We start from the raw sequence: 15,315 nt of genomic DNA, 5'->3' as shown, positions 1-15,315 counted from the left end.
TCCCCCAAGGAACGGGCAAGTGCCCCCAAGCAATCTCGATCGAGCAGGCACGAAGGTGGAGACTTTTTTGCACAGGGCCCGCATTCCGGTCGATTTGCTGCAACTCGGCATGCGCGTCGTACAACTGGACCGGCCTTGGAACGATGTGCCTGTTTTGTTTCAGGGGTTCACGATATCCTCGCCCGAAGAAACGAAAGTACTCCGCCAGTATTGCACCTGGGTGGTGGTCGAAGATGAGGAAAAAAAGCTGGCGCCTGTCCTCGGCAAAATCCCTCAGCTGCGCCAAAAAACCACTGAGCCATTGCCTGAAACCCGCACACTCGAAGAAGAATTCCCTCGGGCTAAAGAGACCTGGAGCCGGACTCAGGATTTTGTTGATAAAATTACCGTCGACATCATTGAGAACAACACACTGGAACTGGGCGAAGCCCGCACACTGATCCGCTCCTGCGTTGACAGCGTCAAAGCCAACGCCAGCGCTATGCTCTGGATGGGGCGAATTAAAAATCGTGATGCTTACACCGCCGAGCACTGTCTCCGCGTAGCCGTCTATGCCATCGCATTTGCACGATTTTTAGGCATGCCGGATGAAGACATCGAAACCGCCGGCATGTGTGGCCTGCTGCACGACCTCGGCAAGCTTAAAGTACCAAACGAGATTCTGAACAAACCCGGCCCACTCACCCCAGACGAATACGTCGTCATGCAATCGCACACGACACACGGTTTCAACCTGCTCAAACAAGATGAAAATCTGGAACCCATCATCCGTGATGTAACCCTGCACCATCATGAACGCGTAGATGGCAACGGCTACCCAACACACTTGCCAGAATCCCAGATCAGCCGCTTTGCCCGATTGATTTCCATCGTCGATACCTACGACGCAATCACCAGCGATCGCTGCTACCGGGACGGGCGGTCACCGGCCGAAGCGCTTAAAATTCTCTACCAAAACCGTGGTCAGCAGTTTGATACCGATCTGGTTGAAAATTTCATTCGCATGATCGGCATTTACCCGCCTGGTACGCTGGTCGAATTGACCACTGGGGAAGTGGCCTGGGTCGTCACCACACACCCGGGACGCAAGCTAAAACCGAAAATCGAGATCGTACTGGATAAAAATGGGCATAGAATAACTCCATATATTCTTGACCTGAGCCTGCAGACCGCAGATGATGGGGAGGTTCGCGAAATTCGTATCGCATTGCCCGATGGCGCTTACGGAATAACTATAAACGAGCGAATTCACAACTAGCGACTCACGATAGAAAGGACTCTGCCGTTACCCCTAGGAATACGCCAAGGTAAACTCGGAGCAGAGCGTGACCCCAGCACAGCGCACCATGCCGTTCGTAACGCGCGTCCTTAAGAGCCCATTTTTTGCCGTCATCATATTTCTAGCTTTTTTTGCATTAGCTTGGGCGCTTCGGTCAGGCCTGACTCAAAAAGACACTCATCAGATCCAAGCCAATCTCGCGAACGAAGCCCAAGCTCTGGCCGACAATCTGGAGCGTGAGTTTTCAGTGCAGGCGGGCGCCCTAGGCCGGATGGCCAAGCGCATGGAAAACAACGCCTACCCCACCAGATCGCTTTGGCAAGCCGACGCCAACACCTACCTCAACGACTTTGGCATCTATCAAGCCATTGAGTGGATTGATCAGGAATTCATTATCCGCTGGTTAGAACCCGCTACCGCCAATCAAAACGTTCTCGGTTACAACGTGGCCTTTGACGAGCACCGCCGACAGGCCTTAGAGCGCTCGGCTGCAACCGGGCAAGCCGACATCTCGGGCATTATCGACCTCCGGCAAGGCCCCAAGGGTATCGTCACGTACCATCCCGTCGGTCAGGGTTCCGAGAACAATGGCTTTATTGCAGGCGTGTTCAAAATGCAGGTGCTGGCCAAGCAATTGTTAACCGACCGGATCCTCGACCAATTTCAAGTTGAAATAATACAACGCGGTGAGCCGAGCTACGCTCTCAATGCCTCGAGCAATATCAACTACGCTTTTCGCGAAACGGCGCCTGTCGATCTACCCTCACTCGATTGGCAGCTGGCCCTTAGCCCGACTATCGACTGGGTAGAAAATCAACGCAGCCATTGGCCACGCAGCACCTTTCTTAGCGTCATCCTAATGGGTGCGCTTGCCAGCCTCACCGCACTGTTTGCGCAGATGACCTTCAAACGCACCCACTCTCTGCTCAGAACGCGGCTTGAATTGGAACGACAGGTCGACGAACGCGTGGCCGTACAGGTCGATCTGGAACGCTTGGAATCCACGGATACCCTAACGGGACTGGCCAACCGTCGCTTTTTCATGGAAGACCTGGCACACACGCTCAGTATTGCCGATCGCCAATTGCGTCAAGTTGCCTTGGTGATGATTGATCTTGATCGGTTTCAGGTTCTGAACGACACCCTTGGCCACCAGTTTGGCGATGAGCTTTTGATCAAGATTGCGGAAAGGCTGAACAGCCTCAGCAGCGAAACCATTCTTGTTGCCTACTCTGGTGGCGACGAGTTCATGATCTGCCATCAACAGATGAACGATATTGATGGTGTGATTCATCTGCTCGGCGAGATAAAACAGTGCTTTGCCGAACCCTTCAAGGTTCTCGGGCAGGTTCACCAGGTCACCGCCACCATGGGTGTCGCGGTGTATCCCCAAAGCGGGCACGATGCCGATACTCTGCTTCGTAATGCGGATATCGCACTCTATCGAGCCAAGGATCAGGGCCGCAATACCTATCAATTCTATACTGAGGGTATGCAAGAAAAAGAGATGATGCGGCTGGAGCTCGATAAGGATCTCAGTGAGGCTTTGGCGAATGATGAGTTTGTGCTCCACTACCAGCCTCAGTTGAATCTCGACACAGGCGAAATCAATAACGTTGAGGCACTGATTCGCTGGCAACACCCCACCCGAGGTCTGCTGTCTCCCATGGAGTTTATTCCGTTGGCGGAAGAAAGTGGGCGCATTACCGAGATCGGCCGATGGGTGGTGCTCGCTGCCTGTCGCCAGCTAGCTCGTTGGAAAGGCACCCCCTGCGAACACCTGCGGATTGCGGTAAACCTGTCTGGCCGGGAGCTGGAGGATGCCACGCTGGTAGACCATGTGCGGGATACTCTGGCGGCAGAGAATGTCGCCCCTCATATGCTTGAGCTTGAATTGACCGAAGAAATTTTTATTCAGAACATCGCCCAGAATCGCAGCCAACTGTCGCAGTTGCATCAGTTGGGCACACGCTTGGCCATTGATGACTTCGGGGTTGGTTATTCGTCTCTGGGCTACCTGCGCGATTTCCCTGTGGATTTACTGAAGATAGATCGGTCCTTCATTACCAATGTGACCGAGCGCCATGACGATGCGGTGATTACCCGAGCGGTGATCAATCTCGCTCATAATCTGGGCATTCAGGTGGTAGCTGAGGGTGTGGAAACAGAAGATCAGCTGAGCTTTCTGCAAGCTCATAAGTGCAATCTGGTTCAGGGGTATTTGATCAGTCGTCCGGTTCCTGGCCGTGTGCTGGAGAGGGCGATTAGAGAGGATTCGCTGTTTACCGGCCAGAAGGCCACTTCCGAATTGTAATTAGAGCGCCAGCCCTGCAAACTTTGCGTTCTGTCTTTTTTTGAGTGTGATTGTATGTCTGCCAGGTATTTGTCCTCGGAGCAGGATGCGAAGCTGCGCCGCTGGGAGCGCTGGAACCGCAGTTATTTCATTTTTGCTTTTTTTGCGCTGATTCTGGTGCTGGTGTTCAGTAGTCAGTTGGGAATTTCGTCTGGTGATGACTGGGGTGGCCTTGGGGTGCTTCTGGTGTTGCTGGTGATTCCTATCATTGTGTTGCAGTTGCGATTGTCTTGCCCGGCGTGCGACACGAAGATTGGTTGGCAGGCCAAGTTAATGGCGCCGGACCAATGTAAGTCTTGTGGCGTTTTTCTGCGTGTCGATCCAAAGATAAGGTGAGATTTTCGGCGGACACGAAGGACCAAGCGAAATTGCTACCCTAATTCTTGTATATATAGCTGAAAAGCTGGAGCCAAGCAAAGCCAACGTGTCCAGCTTTCCGAGACTGAATGAAGGAATTGAGCAAATTTGTTCGAAAAGATTTATAGCGGGTGAAACAACAAGCTGGGTTTCAGGAGGCAGTAGTTAGGGCGGAGTCATGGGGAAAGGATGGAAAACCAAGGCACAGAAATCCTGTGCCCAATGGATCATTGCTTCCGAAGCAAATATTCAAACAGTGATGGCCCGTCAATCCATTTCTGCCAATCGCGGTGTGTAGCCCACTTCAGCTTCCCCGTGCTTACAAGAAGGCGGACTTCTGATTCGGAGCATCCAAGCGCCGCCGTGACATCTGCCAGATTGACAGAACGGCGTGTTGCCAAGCATCTTTCATTAAGAAGCCACGATTCGAACCTCGACCTATCTACGTAAATGCATGAGAGTAGATCTGTCTGCTTGAACCCACCTGGAATCACTTTGTTCAGCACAGCATTTACAAGACGACCCGGGTTGGTCAGATTCCTACGAAAAATGGCAGAGTCAGTTTTTACCTCGATTCTATTCTCTGTCTCAGATTCAGGAAATTCCTGAAGAATGTTGATCATGGCACGCCCGTCGAATCGGCGCTTTTGAGACTGAGTGATGTTTTTATGGGTGGGGAAAACTTCACCACTAAAGAGATCGTGAACGGCCTCCTCACCCCAGCCTGTTACTCTCGCCATCGAGTAAATCTGTTGTTGATACCTGTATTCAGAACCACCTTCGGCATCGAACCGTCTGTCCCGACGCGCCTGTGAAATATATCGAGTGTTCTCGGGAAACTCCTCAACCCCGGAAACTGTATCTAGTTGGATCGCAAAACCCTCACGAGGTCCATCCCAAGATTTCAGGAGACCCTCGGAGAATAGATAGCAAGGGGCCTCAATCTGCGCTTCGCCCAATGGCCGCGCTCGGGTCTCGGGACCCCCAGCCTTTCACAGACTCGCGCCAAATAGCTTGAAGAAACACCATAACGTTCGGCAACCTTGGTCATAGGCTCCTTCCACACCTCGGCGTAAAGTGTCTCTCGATCGATTTCCCGAAGATCCATGCCCCCCCCCTCCGTCCATTCCTCGTGACTCAAGCCCCGCACCTGAAGATAAAAGTCTAATAAAACTAGCTGGTTAAATGTATTTTTTTGTCGCAGTTGCATTCTCTATATGACTTTATCTAGCATATTTTGAGCTGACCGGCAGCTTGAGGCCCCCGTGGCGAAGTCTTTACGAAGACCCTGGTAATCGAAACTGGCAATAACATCCCAAGACAACCGTCTTGCGATGGGGGCTCGCAAGGAAATGTTGATTGGAGAATGTTATGACCATAACCAGCACCTTCATCCAGAAACTGAAGAAACAGGCCAAAGAACAGGCCAAACATTCCGACTTCAGTCACTCCCAGCTACTAGAGACTCACGCCCGTGAATTGGGGTATGAGAACTGGAAAGATCTCCTGGCGGACCAGATGATCATCCCACCAGCTTCAGCGGTTCTTCTGCCGGAATTCCGAGACAGGCTTCTTGACCCCGAAGCTCGAAGAAATTTCAAACAGTCCATGGTGATGGAAAGAGCTGAAAGACTTTCTGTCTGCTATGCCGCGTTCGAGCACATCAATCGAAAGGCCAAAGTTGTTCTGATTGGCCTCACTCCGGGTGAGCAACAAGCTCTGAGAGCGAATAAGGCAGTGGCGGAACAGCTTTCTGCTGGGGCTTCGGATCAAGAGGCCCTTGAAGCGGCCAAAGTCTTCGCAAGCTTCAGTGGGCCCATGAGAGCCAACCTCGTGGCGCTCCTTGACAGTATTGGCCTTCCGGAAAAGGTGGGCATTGAATCCACAGACCAGCTTTTCGGTGAGCGCAGCGACCTGTGTCATTTCACATCCGCACTGCGGTATCCAGTATTTGTGGACAATAAAAACTACAGCGGCAGTCCCTCGATACTGAAGCATCCGATGTTGAAAAGGATGGTCGATGATCATCTTGCAAAAGAGCTGAAGCAGATCGACGGGAACGCGTGGTATATCCCTTTGGGACGAGAGTCTGCACAAGCTCTGGGCTACCTCACAGCTAAGGGCGTGATCCCCGAAGCGAGGATTCTGGATGGATTGCCGCACCCGTCAGGTGCGAACGCAGAGAGGATTGCCTATTTCCTGGGACAAAAAGAAAGGGGGTCACTCTCAGGTAAGACCAATCCGGATACCCTCGACAAGGCCAAACTCAAGCTCATGGAAAAATTAGGTAAGGACAGTTTCATGGATCGAAATAAAACAGAAAAGGTTATCAACAAAGATTCACAGCAGGTCCTATCCTTCAAGAAACGGGAAGCAGATGGCAAACGGTCGACAGAGAAGGTAATGCCAACGCAGATAGAGAGCGGAATTATAGACTCTGTCCGAAAGAGCAACATGGCTGCACTGGATGGTTCACCCAAAAGACATGAGCTGGAGGTTCGGTTCAAGGGCGTTGGAAGAGAGGAAAGCCTCTACATCAACCGTAAATCCTATTGGCGAAAGGACCAGCTGAAGATTACTTTGCGCCCGGGCTTGAGCGAGAGCGTCTCAGAGGAAATTCTCAGATCCGGCTGCGCTACGCCAATCATTTTGAAAGGGGAGCAGAGAGAGACCTACAGCAGTAACTTTACGGCCTTTAACAATAGAAAGGACGCAAAAGGGTCAAAGAACGAACATTTCGGGCATGCTTGGCTTGTCAGTATTGGCGATGACTTCACCAAGCTTGGCGAGTTTCTGAAGATACTCTCATCGAGAAAATAGGGAGAACGGACTGGGTGGCCCGTGGGTCACCCAGTCGCGCCGGTACCGTCTGGCTTTATTCCATGTACAGGATCAATCTCAAGATATTGGAGCCTTTAAGGCAAGTACTCTCCCGCCCTTCCCAAACAGTTATTGCTTGTAAAACAGATACCAAGAAATCGAGAATGAGATATTTGGTTAAAAAAGTAAGGCGCAGAAAAAGCGGGGCTAGGGGCTGCCTATCCTCTTCTCCCCTGTCTACTCATAGGCGATAGTTAAAATGAGGCAGCCTTAAAGAACATCCGGTTAACCAAGTTGACCAAGGCCGCGTCATCCAAGGCAAATAGCATCTGGACCTCTCCACGCAATCTGAGATTAACCACCGCTCTCCGCATGACAGGTTCCATTGCTGATTTCCCGACTCTTTGGGCAGTTTTTGTCCAGCCGTCGGCAAGGGCCTGAGCCAGTCTGCTGTCACTATAGATGGATGGCCTCTCAACGATTTGCACGAATGCATCTTCAGTCAGAGCGTTAACGAATCTCCAGCGATCATCCGATTCTTTCCCACGATCAAGAGCCTTTGCTCTAAGCCATAACCTTTGCAAAGCGTTTCGAACACCGCCTTGAAAACGTCTGCGAGTAATCCCCTTGAAACGCCAAACAACGACATCCGGGACTAGAACGGTTGTAATGTAAGCCCAGACGTCATCCCTCAGGGCTTCACCGGCATTCAGACTGAGATGGTCTGCAAAAAACGCGGTTAGTTGAGTGTCAAACCTAGACCTTTGGGCCGAATTGCTCGCACCTGGAAAACCATGTTCGCTGGCAATCGCGAGTATTTCCCGCCTTAGATCAGCCAGTTCACTATCGCTGATTCTGCTTCCCCCAGTCGCTCCAAAATGGCGCGCATCTATGCCACGGGGATGATTGGGAGCCGTTTCCTTTAATGCAAACTCTTCCAAGAGCGAGTCAACATGAACCCGATCGAGTCTGGGGAAAAGTAGCATTAAGATACCTCCCCAATATCCGCATTACTCAGAATTGCAGCGTGAAATCTGCTCGGGGTGTGCTCTAGCGAGGACCTAATGGTTTCACTTCGCAGCCCCGGGAAGCAGATATTTATCCAGTAAAGTGCGTAACTTCCAACCGTTCCGAATTCACAAGCTTCGATGGCTTCGAAAGGATCTGGCAATTGAATCGCGCTTGTTATTATTTGGCTCATTGCGTCAGCCATGATCACCTGCAACGTATATCTGTCGCCCGAGACGAATCTCTCTGCGAACTGCTCTTGGTCTTTGTTAATCAAAAGCCTTACTGATCCAGAAAAGTCTCGCGTCATTTCCCCAGGCACCCAATCCAGATACCACAACGCATTGATTTCAGGTCTGCTTGCAAACAATTGTGAAAAGCTCACCAGCTCAATTGGAAACCGGGGCTCACTACCTTCGAGTCGTATATCGAGATGATCTTGCCATACCTTGGACGCTGGAAAGCTTGGAGATAGGGCTCCTGAATTTTCACTAGGGAGAACAATTATTGTTGTCTCCAAAAACAGTCTGTTTGAGAGATCCCCACCTCGCACAAAGTAGTCGATTTGAACCGACTCATCCCACGAGTCAAAAGCTTTCGGTTTCAACCATATACGGGGAAGGTTTCCAGAACCAGTGCCCGCCCTAACCCAGATCTGTAAATTCAAAGAATCGATTGGGATATCCAGCTGAATAGCGGCTATTTCCCGATTTATTTTTATTTTTCGAGTGATAGTTAAGTCAGAGTTATAGTCCCAAGTTTCTGCGATATCTGAAACTGGTTTATCCCATCCCTCTGGGTCCAAGCTTTCCCATGGCTCAGCGTTCACTGAAGAGTGATCTAGAGTCAAGAACGGGTAAGCAATATCGCCCATTAGTCTTGCTCCTTTTCACCAAATTCAATTTTTAAGCGCACGGCCAAGTCTTTTGGAATTTCGACCCGAATTTGCACATCGCTGGCATTGCCATCGAGATCAACTTCATGACCCTCTCCATAAAAATGACCATCCCGGCTTTTCCATGACAGGATTGAGACAGGATGCCTGCCCAAGCTTTCGTCTTCTTTTGGCAGGGGCCGACCTTCAACAACCAGGAAGTGGGTCGCTGTGCCGATAATTACGTCTCCTTTGTTATGGGGCACGTCAGCATTAAAAACCGCAATCACTCGACCATTCGCACTAGTTTCAAGCTTCTCAAAAGACGCCCATTGAGCGTGACCGTTGGACGGAGCAGCCTTCCGTTTTTTCCTGCTTCTTGATGCTTGCGGAGGAGGATCGATAGCTGCGCCAGAAAGAAACGTACCCATTGCTTTGGCAATACGTCCTAAAGGCTCTTTGTCACTCTCATGCTCAGATACTGCATGTGCAGGGTGGGCGACCTGTTTGGCCGTCTCTTTGATTTTACGCAGTGCAATGTTCACATAACTTTGATGCTTACCTTTAGGCAACATGTTCGGAAGCCAATCATCATGAGAAGGAGGTTCCGCACTCGCAAACGCTTCCTCGACCTCTTCATCATTTCCAGCCACGAAAACGCCAGCCCACTCCGCATCAGCATTCGAAAACGGGTCACCTTCGAAATACCTCACAACCAACTCTACCGGGCGCATGACAGCGATGTGCGCACATTGTTTCGGAATGATGCTCTTATGCTCCGGAACGATTGGTGTTCGATCTGCACGAGGACCTTTATGTATGGCGAGGTCTCCTAACACCTGCTTGTATTTGGGCGAATAAACTTGTTGGCTGTCTTCTTCGTTATCCTTTATCTTCCGCATCGCCCTGGCAAAGAGATTTAAAGGCGGATAGTTTTCAGGGCGGGGAACGGATACTTCTTCTCCTTCAAACTCTACCGCCAGGTTCAGGCTCGGAGAACTGTGTTGGGTCTCGAGAAGACGAGGCCAGAAAAACCAAAGGAGTGTTTCTGCAATCAGGCCAGCAGTAACCCTTGGATTAGTATCCTCAAAGCGCATAAATAGTGGATCAAGGATCATGATGGAGGTTCCAAGCTTCTCTGGACCTCGCTGTAAGAACCCCAAGCGTTCAGCTAGAACCTCCGCTCCCGATCCTTCCACCGGATCGACATACTCTTGATTTTCTCCGGGGGTCCCCCACCAGTGTCTGCCTGTATATTTGATTGGTTCTCCTGAATCAGAAGGTGCACTGAAAGCGGAACCTAGGTGGCAACCCATAAAGCGTCGTACGTCAGCCCCTTTGTTAGTTGTTTGGCTATCAACCAATATTGTCGAACAGGCGCTGCTCAGATAAAGAGATGTCTTGCCGTAGCCGTACGATCCACCTCCTTGGTACGTGTCTCTTCGGGTCCCGACGTTGCGCATGAAATCGACGAAATCTGTTGATTCTCCCGGTCCGGGCAATTGATCTGCTCGGGTAGGGCCGCCCAACCCTCCAGTACCGAAATCACAAATTTCCAACACCCATTTTTTTTCCGTAGTGGTGAAATGCTCGAAAGCTCTACTAGAAGCTTCGGGACCGGGGAAGGCGGTTAAAACGGCATCCAGCGCATCGGACTGGGACTGGGAAAGCGTTCTGAGTCGAAATACGACCTTCGGGACGTGATATTCGTCAGCCGCATCACAACTATTCTGAACCGATTCTCTGACTACAGTTTGCAGTAGATCTAAAGTCGGGGTTCCAAGAAGTTTTCTGAAGCCTTCAGCCGAAAGGTTGCCATTGACAGAGTAGCGCTCCGAATGGAGTTGGAGTTCAGGGAAAGTCACGAACAGAATTCCTGTAATGCCGCTCTTCTTTCAGTTTTATCCAGCCGAAGTTCAGTGGCGACAGTAAGATCAATAGAGTAAGAGATACCCAATACCCCTTTCGGCATGCTCCCTTCCTGGAAGGTTTCTGGAATGATCCGAGGGAAATCATTGCCTACTCGATACATCTCCTGATTCTCGCTCTTGAAACTGTATTTGTTCCAAGCAGCGCCATCTGGATCCTTACAACCAGCTTTTTCGAGTAAATCCATAAATAGCTTCGGATCAGATGCCTTACTAGCGATTTCTGCCGCGAGGCTTGAAACGGATACATTGCCGTCACTGACCTCTTCCAAAACTTGATGAACGAGCATGAGTTTGCCGTTGGTTGGCGGCAGAAGCTGGTCCACTGCGGAGATGATGACTTCTTGGTTTCCCGGGCGGCTGGAAGTTTTGATCTCGAAAGCAAAAGAATCTTTGCGGAAATCATGACGCTCTTTCAGCGGCCCCCTCCAGAAATGAATTGCCTCGGGAGCAATGTCCAGAAGAGAGCTGAGAAAAACAAGTTCTCCCGCTAAACCGATAATGGTTTCGAAAGCGATTGTTTTATCAGACTCAGGAATCAGCAACTCTTGGAAATCTGAAAGAGTTGAGGCGGCTGCCTCCAACGCATTAACACCCTCACCAACCCTACTCAAAAGTTCATCAGCAACCTCAGAAAACACCCTTTCAAGGTCAGGTGGCTGACAAACTATGTCAAGGAATCTCTGGGAGCGTCCTTTGTAGGTATAGATGCAGTCCGATACTGATAATGCTGCGGTGCTTGGTAACTTGGGGATCGTCTCTGTTGCGCCGATAGGCAGCAGCAGTCGCGCCTCCCCAGAAGAGCTTAAGGCATGTCTTGGAGGTCCATGCAGGGTAACCACGCTGGTAGGTATGGTTGGAATTGATAGACCACCCGCCTCGCATTGATTTTCTCGCAGTCTTGTCCAAAGTGCTTTTGAAGCTATTCCGTCAGATGACATGGCCCGACTCCAAGTAACTGGCTATCTCCTCGTCCAGACTTTCTAGTTCGTCTGCTGAAGGTGCATTCACAACTACGTGGTAATAGCGGCCACTGCCTTCTGAATTGCCAGGGAATACGATGCCAAACCCGATCAAGTCCCCAACCGCATCGAGCTTTTCGCGAAACTTGCTCTTGTCGTTCTTCGGCTTTGAATCGTGCGCGATCGGATAAATTAGTAAAAGCGGGACACTACCAATTTCTTGCTCTCTTGCCCGTTTGAGGTCTGCCCAATCGCGCTCGCCAGCGATAGTTTTTTGACAATCGAAGAGAATGTCTTTCTTTGACATAAGGGCCTTGATGTCAGCGGCTTCTTCTGGCGGGGCCTCCAATTTTGAACGGTTCGTTAGCCTCACTTGTCCAGCATTGCCCATTGGATCTTTGGATAAGCGATCGCCCCTCGCCTGATACACGCCAACATTCCACTCTGATAGCTCATCGCCAGCTGAGTCGATGTAGCCAACCAGAAGCTCGGTAGACAGCTCTCGGTGGCTATCCTGAATCGCATAGTTCAGTAGAAATTTACGAATCAAGTTCTTTGGCACACGCTTGAACAAAAGCTCTTCAGTAGTTTCGTCAGCTGTATTGAGTGATTTGCAACTGGATATCAGTTCTGAAGCGGCACGCCAATTACGGAGGACAATATCTTCATCCTTGTGGTCAAAGCGGATGGTTTGGACGTGCTTACCAACAAAACTTATGTCGCATACTTGGGCTGCCCTCATTTTTGCAGCAGAGGTAATTGCCATTCCGGGAATACGGCGCACCCTTACAGCGAACTCCATGGGTGTAATGTTGCCCCTCGAAACATATTCAGAGATATCTTCCCTAACTTCGGCTTCAATTCGTGCAAGGCTACGGAACGAATCTTCAAGGGATGCCGTGGTCCATATTCTGGGCAGATCTTCATAATTCGGGCGGAATCCAAACCATCGCCCCATCTGCAACAGTGTATCGTATTGGTTGGTACTACGCAGAAAGTACGACACCATCAGGCCTTCCAGCGTCAATCCCCGGGCTAACACGGATCCCCCTACGACAATGTAGGTTTTGGGTCCGTTTTCGTAATCGATTCGATTATCACTAAAACCGTTTTCTACGACTACCTCGAGGGCATCCAAGACCTCAGGTATTCGATCTTTTAGCTCATCGAAAGACACTGGTGAAGCTTGGGTTATGTCATCTGGAAGTCTTCCGGATTCCTTTGACCAAATTGACGAGAGTCGCTCGAACCATTCTCGACTCTCCGTTCTAAAATCACGTTTTCGGAGTGCAACCCATCCACTTATCAGAGATTCAACTTTTTCGTGCATTATTGTTCGCACGGAAGTATGGACAAGCATAGTCATATGCTCATCTTCATCTCCGCGCACTCTTCGTGCTGCCGAACAAGCTATGAAGTACAGTAGTGCTTCCTCGAGACTTGGTGGAATCTCGGGCTGGAAATCTTCGGTCTCTTTCCGGCTGGAGGGTTGAAGTAGGCTCGCGTCCTCGGGGACCACTTCCCGGATCATGTCCAGGCCCTCCTCGTCAGGGGAGGGGTTTTCCGCATCTACCGGATCTTTACCAAACAACTTTTCTGTACCGAAATAGCCTTCAGGTAACTCCAGGGCGGTGATAAAGTCTTTTGGATAAAGATCATCGATTTGGGAGTTGTCGTTTGGGTAGGGATTGATAAGTACGTTCGCGAAGGGTGTAGCTGTATAGCCAACGTAGCTGACCGCTGGAAAGGCCTTTACAATCTCACGAATACGTCCATTAATCGCGGTAACGTCAAGTTCGTTTGAAGATGCATTAACGCTAGCTTGATCACATTCATCATCGATGATGAGGACTTTCAACTTATTTAGAATGGCTGCTGGCGATCTTTCTACTGTTTTTAGGAACGCATCCAGAGGGGAGACATTCTTCTTCACCACGCATAGCTGAAGCACGTTCTCAGGCATCAAGAAACTTCGGCCAGGTGGCATTCGAAAGTCACCATCATCGTCAACGCTAGTCCACTGATGCCAACTAGTTGGGTGTCTCTCGACAAGGTCTTTAACCATCCTGCGTTGTGTCTGCTGCCGAAGTTTGTTTGTCAGACCTGCCAAGATGATCACGAAGTTATAGCCAGCATCAACAGCTCTTGCGATGACAGCAGTCATGTTCGCAGTTTTACCTGACTGGACATAGCCCACCACCAAGCCCCGATGCTTGAATTTGCTCTGGTTAGGGTCGGCTAAAAGAGATGTTACTTCATAGGATGCACTGCCGATTTTTCCAGCGGTATCTTCTCCCCAGCCTTTTGTATAAGCAATATAATCTTCTAGGGCAGGCCAATGCTTATCACCGGCAGCCGTTCCCGTATACCAGTCTTTGTGGAGGCTGTATATAGAGTTCTTATGAAGTGTCTCGATGGGCTTTAAGCTCTCGGAGAATATTCGCTGAGCCTCACCAAGCTCGTCGAGGTGCTCTTGAGTAAAAGGGAAAAACGTCTCAAGCTCCTCTTTGACCCTCTGGGCCGCCTGTTCCACGCTTTCGCAGCTGGGGTACTGTTTTTTAATTTGTTTTATAAAAGACTGGATTTGATGTTGATCCATGAGATTTAGCTTCTCCATTCCAGCTGGTTCGTTTTTTTGTCCCAGACTATACGAGAAAACAAACTCTTCACATACCTCAGCATACGAATCACGACACTAATGCCCATGTTCCTAGCGGGTCAAAGACGATCGGCGTGATAGAAAATCCGAAAAATAATGCAGCTAGAATGGGCTGGAAGCTGGCACTTGGTGGAACATCACGAAGCCGTGGCATGAAAAGGGTGAGCTTTCCGATTCAGCCTTGCTATGACGATGGCTGATTATGCCTTGGGGACTGGATAAAGGTTCAACCGGTAAAGCGAGCCAATCGTGCTGCAAAAAAGTCTTTGATCTTCAGAAGAGAGGATTTATCGATTCCGTTGGATAAGAAGAGACGTCTATAAACTGATCAAGATGCGGTTATTGCAGCAGCCTGGCACCCAGTAGAGCCCTCAGGCACAACAGTTCAAGAATGTGAATATGAATTATGGAAATTGTGGGAAAACCGGAGAAAAAACGACTGCTTTCTTGGTACCAAGAAAATGGTCGCCACGGACTACCATGGAGAAAGCTTCAAACTCCATGGGCTATATTCGTCGCTGAGAGCCTTCTGCGACGAACAAAAGCATCAACTGTTGCCGACATCTACCCCTCCCTTATCGAAGAATTTTCCTCCCCCGAAGATGTAATTGGCAAAAAAATTCGATGGCAACAAAAAACTGGTGCCCTTGGCCTCGCATCGAGGGCATACCAGTTCTTTCCAGCTTGTGACCAGCTAATTCAACAGCATCAGGGAAAGGTTCCAGACAACTATAGAGATCTGATTGCTCTTCCGGGTGTTGGACACTACATAGCCAATGCGGTTATCTCTTTTGGCTACCATCTACCGGCCTACATCATTGATACCAATACCATACGCATCGCTTCCAGAGTTTCGGGTGAAAAGATTACTCAAGCCGAACACCGCTCAAAAAAAGCAAGACGTCTTCTTGTACACTGTTTTGGCGACGAGGATGGCCTCTCGCCCGACTTGAACTACGCGCTTCTTGATCTCGCATTTTCGATCTGCAAGCCCTCAAAACCAGACTGCAATGCCTGTCCTCTCTCGAACTGCTGTCAATACAGTGCAGCCCCTGGCTCATAGACCTGGCAATGC

General features: G+C 50.0%; 11 protein-coding genes. 5 read left to right on the top strand and 6 right to left on the bottom strand.

Features of this window, described 5'->3' with window-relative positions:
• The first annotated feature begins 67 nt into the window (after window positions 1-67).
• The 3 genes from VOI14_RS02615 (at window position 68) to VOI14_RS02605 (ending at window position 3,968) form a co-directional block, all read left to right on the top strand.
• Window positions 68-1,258 carry an HD-GYP domain-containing protein gene (locus tag VOI14_RS02615; RefSeq protein ID WP_323750474.1) on the top strand — a complete coding sequence of 397 codons (1,191 nt, stop codon included), beginning with the start codon at window positions 68-70 and terminating at the stop codon, window positions 1,256-1,258.
• 88 nt (window positions 1,259-1,346) lie between these two features.
• The gene (locus VOI14_RS02610) at window positions 1,347-3,593 is read left to right on the top strand and encodes a putative bifunctional diguanylate cyclase/phosphodiesterase (protein ID WP_323750616.1); all 2,247 of its coding nucleotides are present in this window, start codon (window positions 1,347-1,349) and stop codon (window positions 3,591-3,593) included.
• A gap of 54 nt (window positions 3,594-3,647) precedes the next feature.
• On the top strand, window positions 3,648-3,968 hold the full coding sequence (locus VOI14_RS02605) for a hypothetical protein (protein ID WP_323750473.1): 321 nt from the start codon (window positions 3,648-3,650) through the stop codon (window positions 3,966-3,968).
• A 248-nt stretch (window positions 3,969-4,216) separates the two neighbouring features.
• Here the strand turns inward: VOI14_RS02605 and VOI14_RS02600 are convergent, their stop codons facing one another.
• The gene (locus VOI14_RS02600; protein WP_323750472.1) at window positions 4,217-4,948 is read right to left on the bottom strand and encodes a hypothetical protein; all 732 of its coding nucleotides are present in this window, start codon (window positions 4,946-4,948) and stop codon (window positions 4,217-4,219) included.
• Window positions 4,949-5,507: 559 nt separating this feature from the next.
• On the opposite strand from VOI14_RS02600, the gene VOI14_RS02595 reads away from it, so the two are divergent.
• Entirely contained in the window at window positions 5,508-6,809 is a 1,302-nt protein-coding gene (locus VOI14_RS02595) for a hypothetical protein (RefSeq protein WP_323750471.1), read from the top strand.
• A gap of 254 nt (window positions 6,810-7,063) precedes the next feature.
• Here the strand turns inward: VOI14_RS02595 and VOI14_RS02590 are convergent, their stop codons facing one another.
• Genes VOI14_RS02590 through VOI14_RS02570 form a run of 5 tightly spaced genes read right to left on the bottom strand, consistent with a single transcriptional unit; the run spans window position 7,064 to window position 14,180 of the window.
• Entirely contained in the window at window positions 7,064-7,795 is a 732-nt protein-coding gene (locus VOI14_RS02590; protein WP_323750470.1) for a DUF6339 family protein, read from the bottom strand.
• Window positions 7,795-8,691, bottom strand: a complete 897-nt coding sequence (locus VOI14_RS02585; RefSeq protein ID WP_323750469.1) for a hypothetical protein — start codon at window positions 8,689-8,691, stop codon at window positions 7,795-7,797. The genes VOI14_RS02590 and VOI14_RS02585 overlap by 1 nt, the downstream gene beginning before the upstream one ends.
• Window positions 8,691-10,556: a hypothetical protein gene (locus tag VOI14_RS02580; RefSeq protein ID WP_323750468.1), complete on the bottom strand. Its 1,866-nt coding sequence runs from the start codon at window positions 10,554-10,556 to the stop codon at window positions 8,691-8,693. The genes VOI14_RS02585 and VOI14_RS02580 overlap by 1 nt, the downstream gene beginning before the upstream one ends.
• The gene (locus tag VOI14_RS02575) at window positions 10,553-11,560 is read right to left on the bottom strand and encodes a PD-(D/E)XK motif protein (RefSeq protein ID WP_323750467.1); all 1,008 of its coding nucleotides are present in this window, start codon (window positions 11,558-11,560) and stop codon (window positions 10,553-10,555) included. Before VOI14_RS02575 ends, VOI14_RS02580 begins: the two co-directional genes overlap by 4 nt.
• Complete coding sequence (locus VOI14_RS02570; protein ID WP_323750466.1) at window positions 11,550-14,180, bottom strand: Z1 domain-containing protein; 2,631 nt, start codon at window positions 14,178-14,180, stop codon at window positions 11,550-11,552. The genes VOI14_RS02575 and VOI14_RS02570 overlap by 11 nt, the downstream gene beginning before the upstream one ends.
• 466 nt (window positions 14,181-14,646) lie before the next feature.
• Between VOI14_RS02570 and VOI14_RS02565 the strand changes: the two genes are divergently transcribed.
• The gene (locus tag VOI14_RS02565; RefSeq protein ID WP_323750465.1) at window positions 14,647-15,303 is read left to right on the top strand and encodes a hypothetical protein; all 657 of its coding nucleotides are present in this window, start codon (window positions 14,647-14,649) and stop codon (window positions 15,301-15,303) included.
• Window positions 15,304-15,315: the final 12 nt, after the last annotated feature.

The organism is Marinobacter sp., from assembly GCF_034669625.1.
Taxonomy (GTDB): domain Bacteria; phylum Pseudomonadota; class Gammaproteobacteria; order Pseudomonadales; family Oleiphilaceae; genus Marinobacter.
The sequence above is the reverse complement of the archived record's forward strand: the minus strand, read 5'-3'. Positions and strand labels throughout refer to the sequence as shown.

Excerpts from the sequence above, each read along its gene's own strand:
- VOI14_RS02610 (WP_323750616.1), top strand. The coding sequence starts at position 1,347 with ATGCCGTTCGTAACGCGCGTCCTTAAGAGCCCATTTTTTGCCGTCATC.
- VOI14_RS02605 (WP_323750473.1), top strand. The coding sequence starts at position 3,648 with ATGTCTGCCAGGTATTTGTCCTCGGAGCAGGATGCGAAGCTGCGCCGC.
- VOI14_RS02595 (WP_323750471.1), top strand. The coding sequence starts at position 5,508 with ATGATCATCCCACCAGCTTCAGCGGTTCTTCTGCCGGAATTCCGAGAC.
- VOI14_RS02590 (WP_323750470.1), bottom strand. The coding sequence starts at position 7,795 with ATGCTACTTTTCCCCAGACTCGATCGGGTTCATGTTGACTCGCTCTTG.
- VOI14_RS02585 (WP_323750469.1), bottom strand. The coding sequence starts at position 8,691 with ATGGGCGATATTGCTTACCCGTTCTTGACTCTAGATCACTCTTCAGTG.
- VOI14_RS02575 (WP_323750467.1), bottom strand. The coding sequence starts at position 11,560 with ATGTCATCTGACGGAATAGCTTCAAAAGCACTTTGGACAAGACTGCGA.
- VOI14_RS02570 (WP_323750466.1), bottom strand. The coding sequence starts at position 14,180 with ATGGATCAACATCAAATCCAGTCTTTTATAAAACAAATTAAAAAACAG.
- VOI14_RS02565 (WP_323750465.1), top strand. The coding sequence starts at position 14,647 with ATGGAAATTGTGGGAAAACCGGAGAAAAAACGACTGCTTTCTTGGTAC.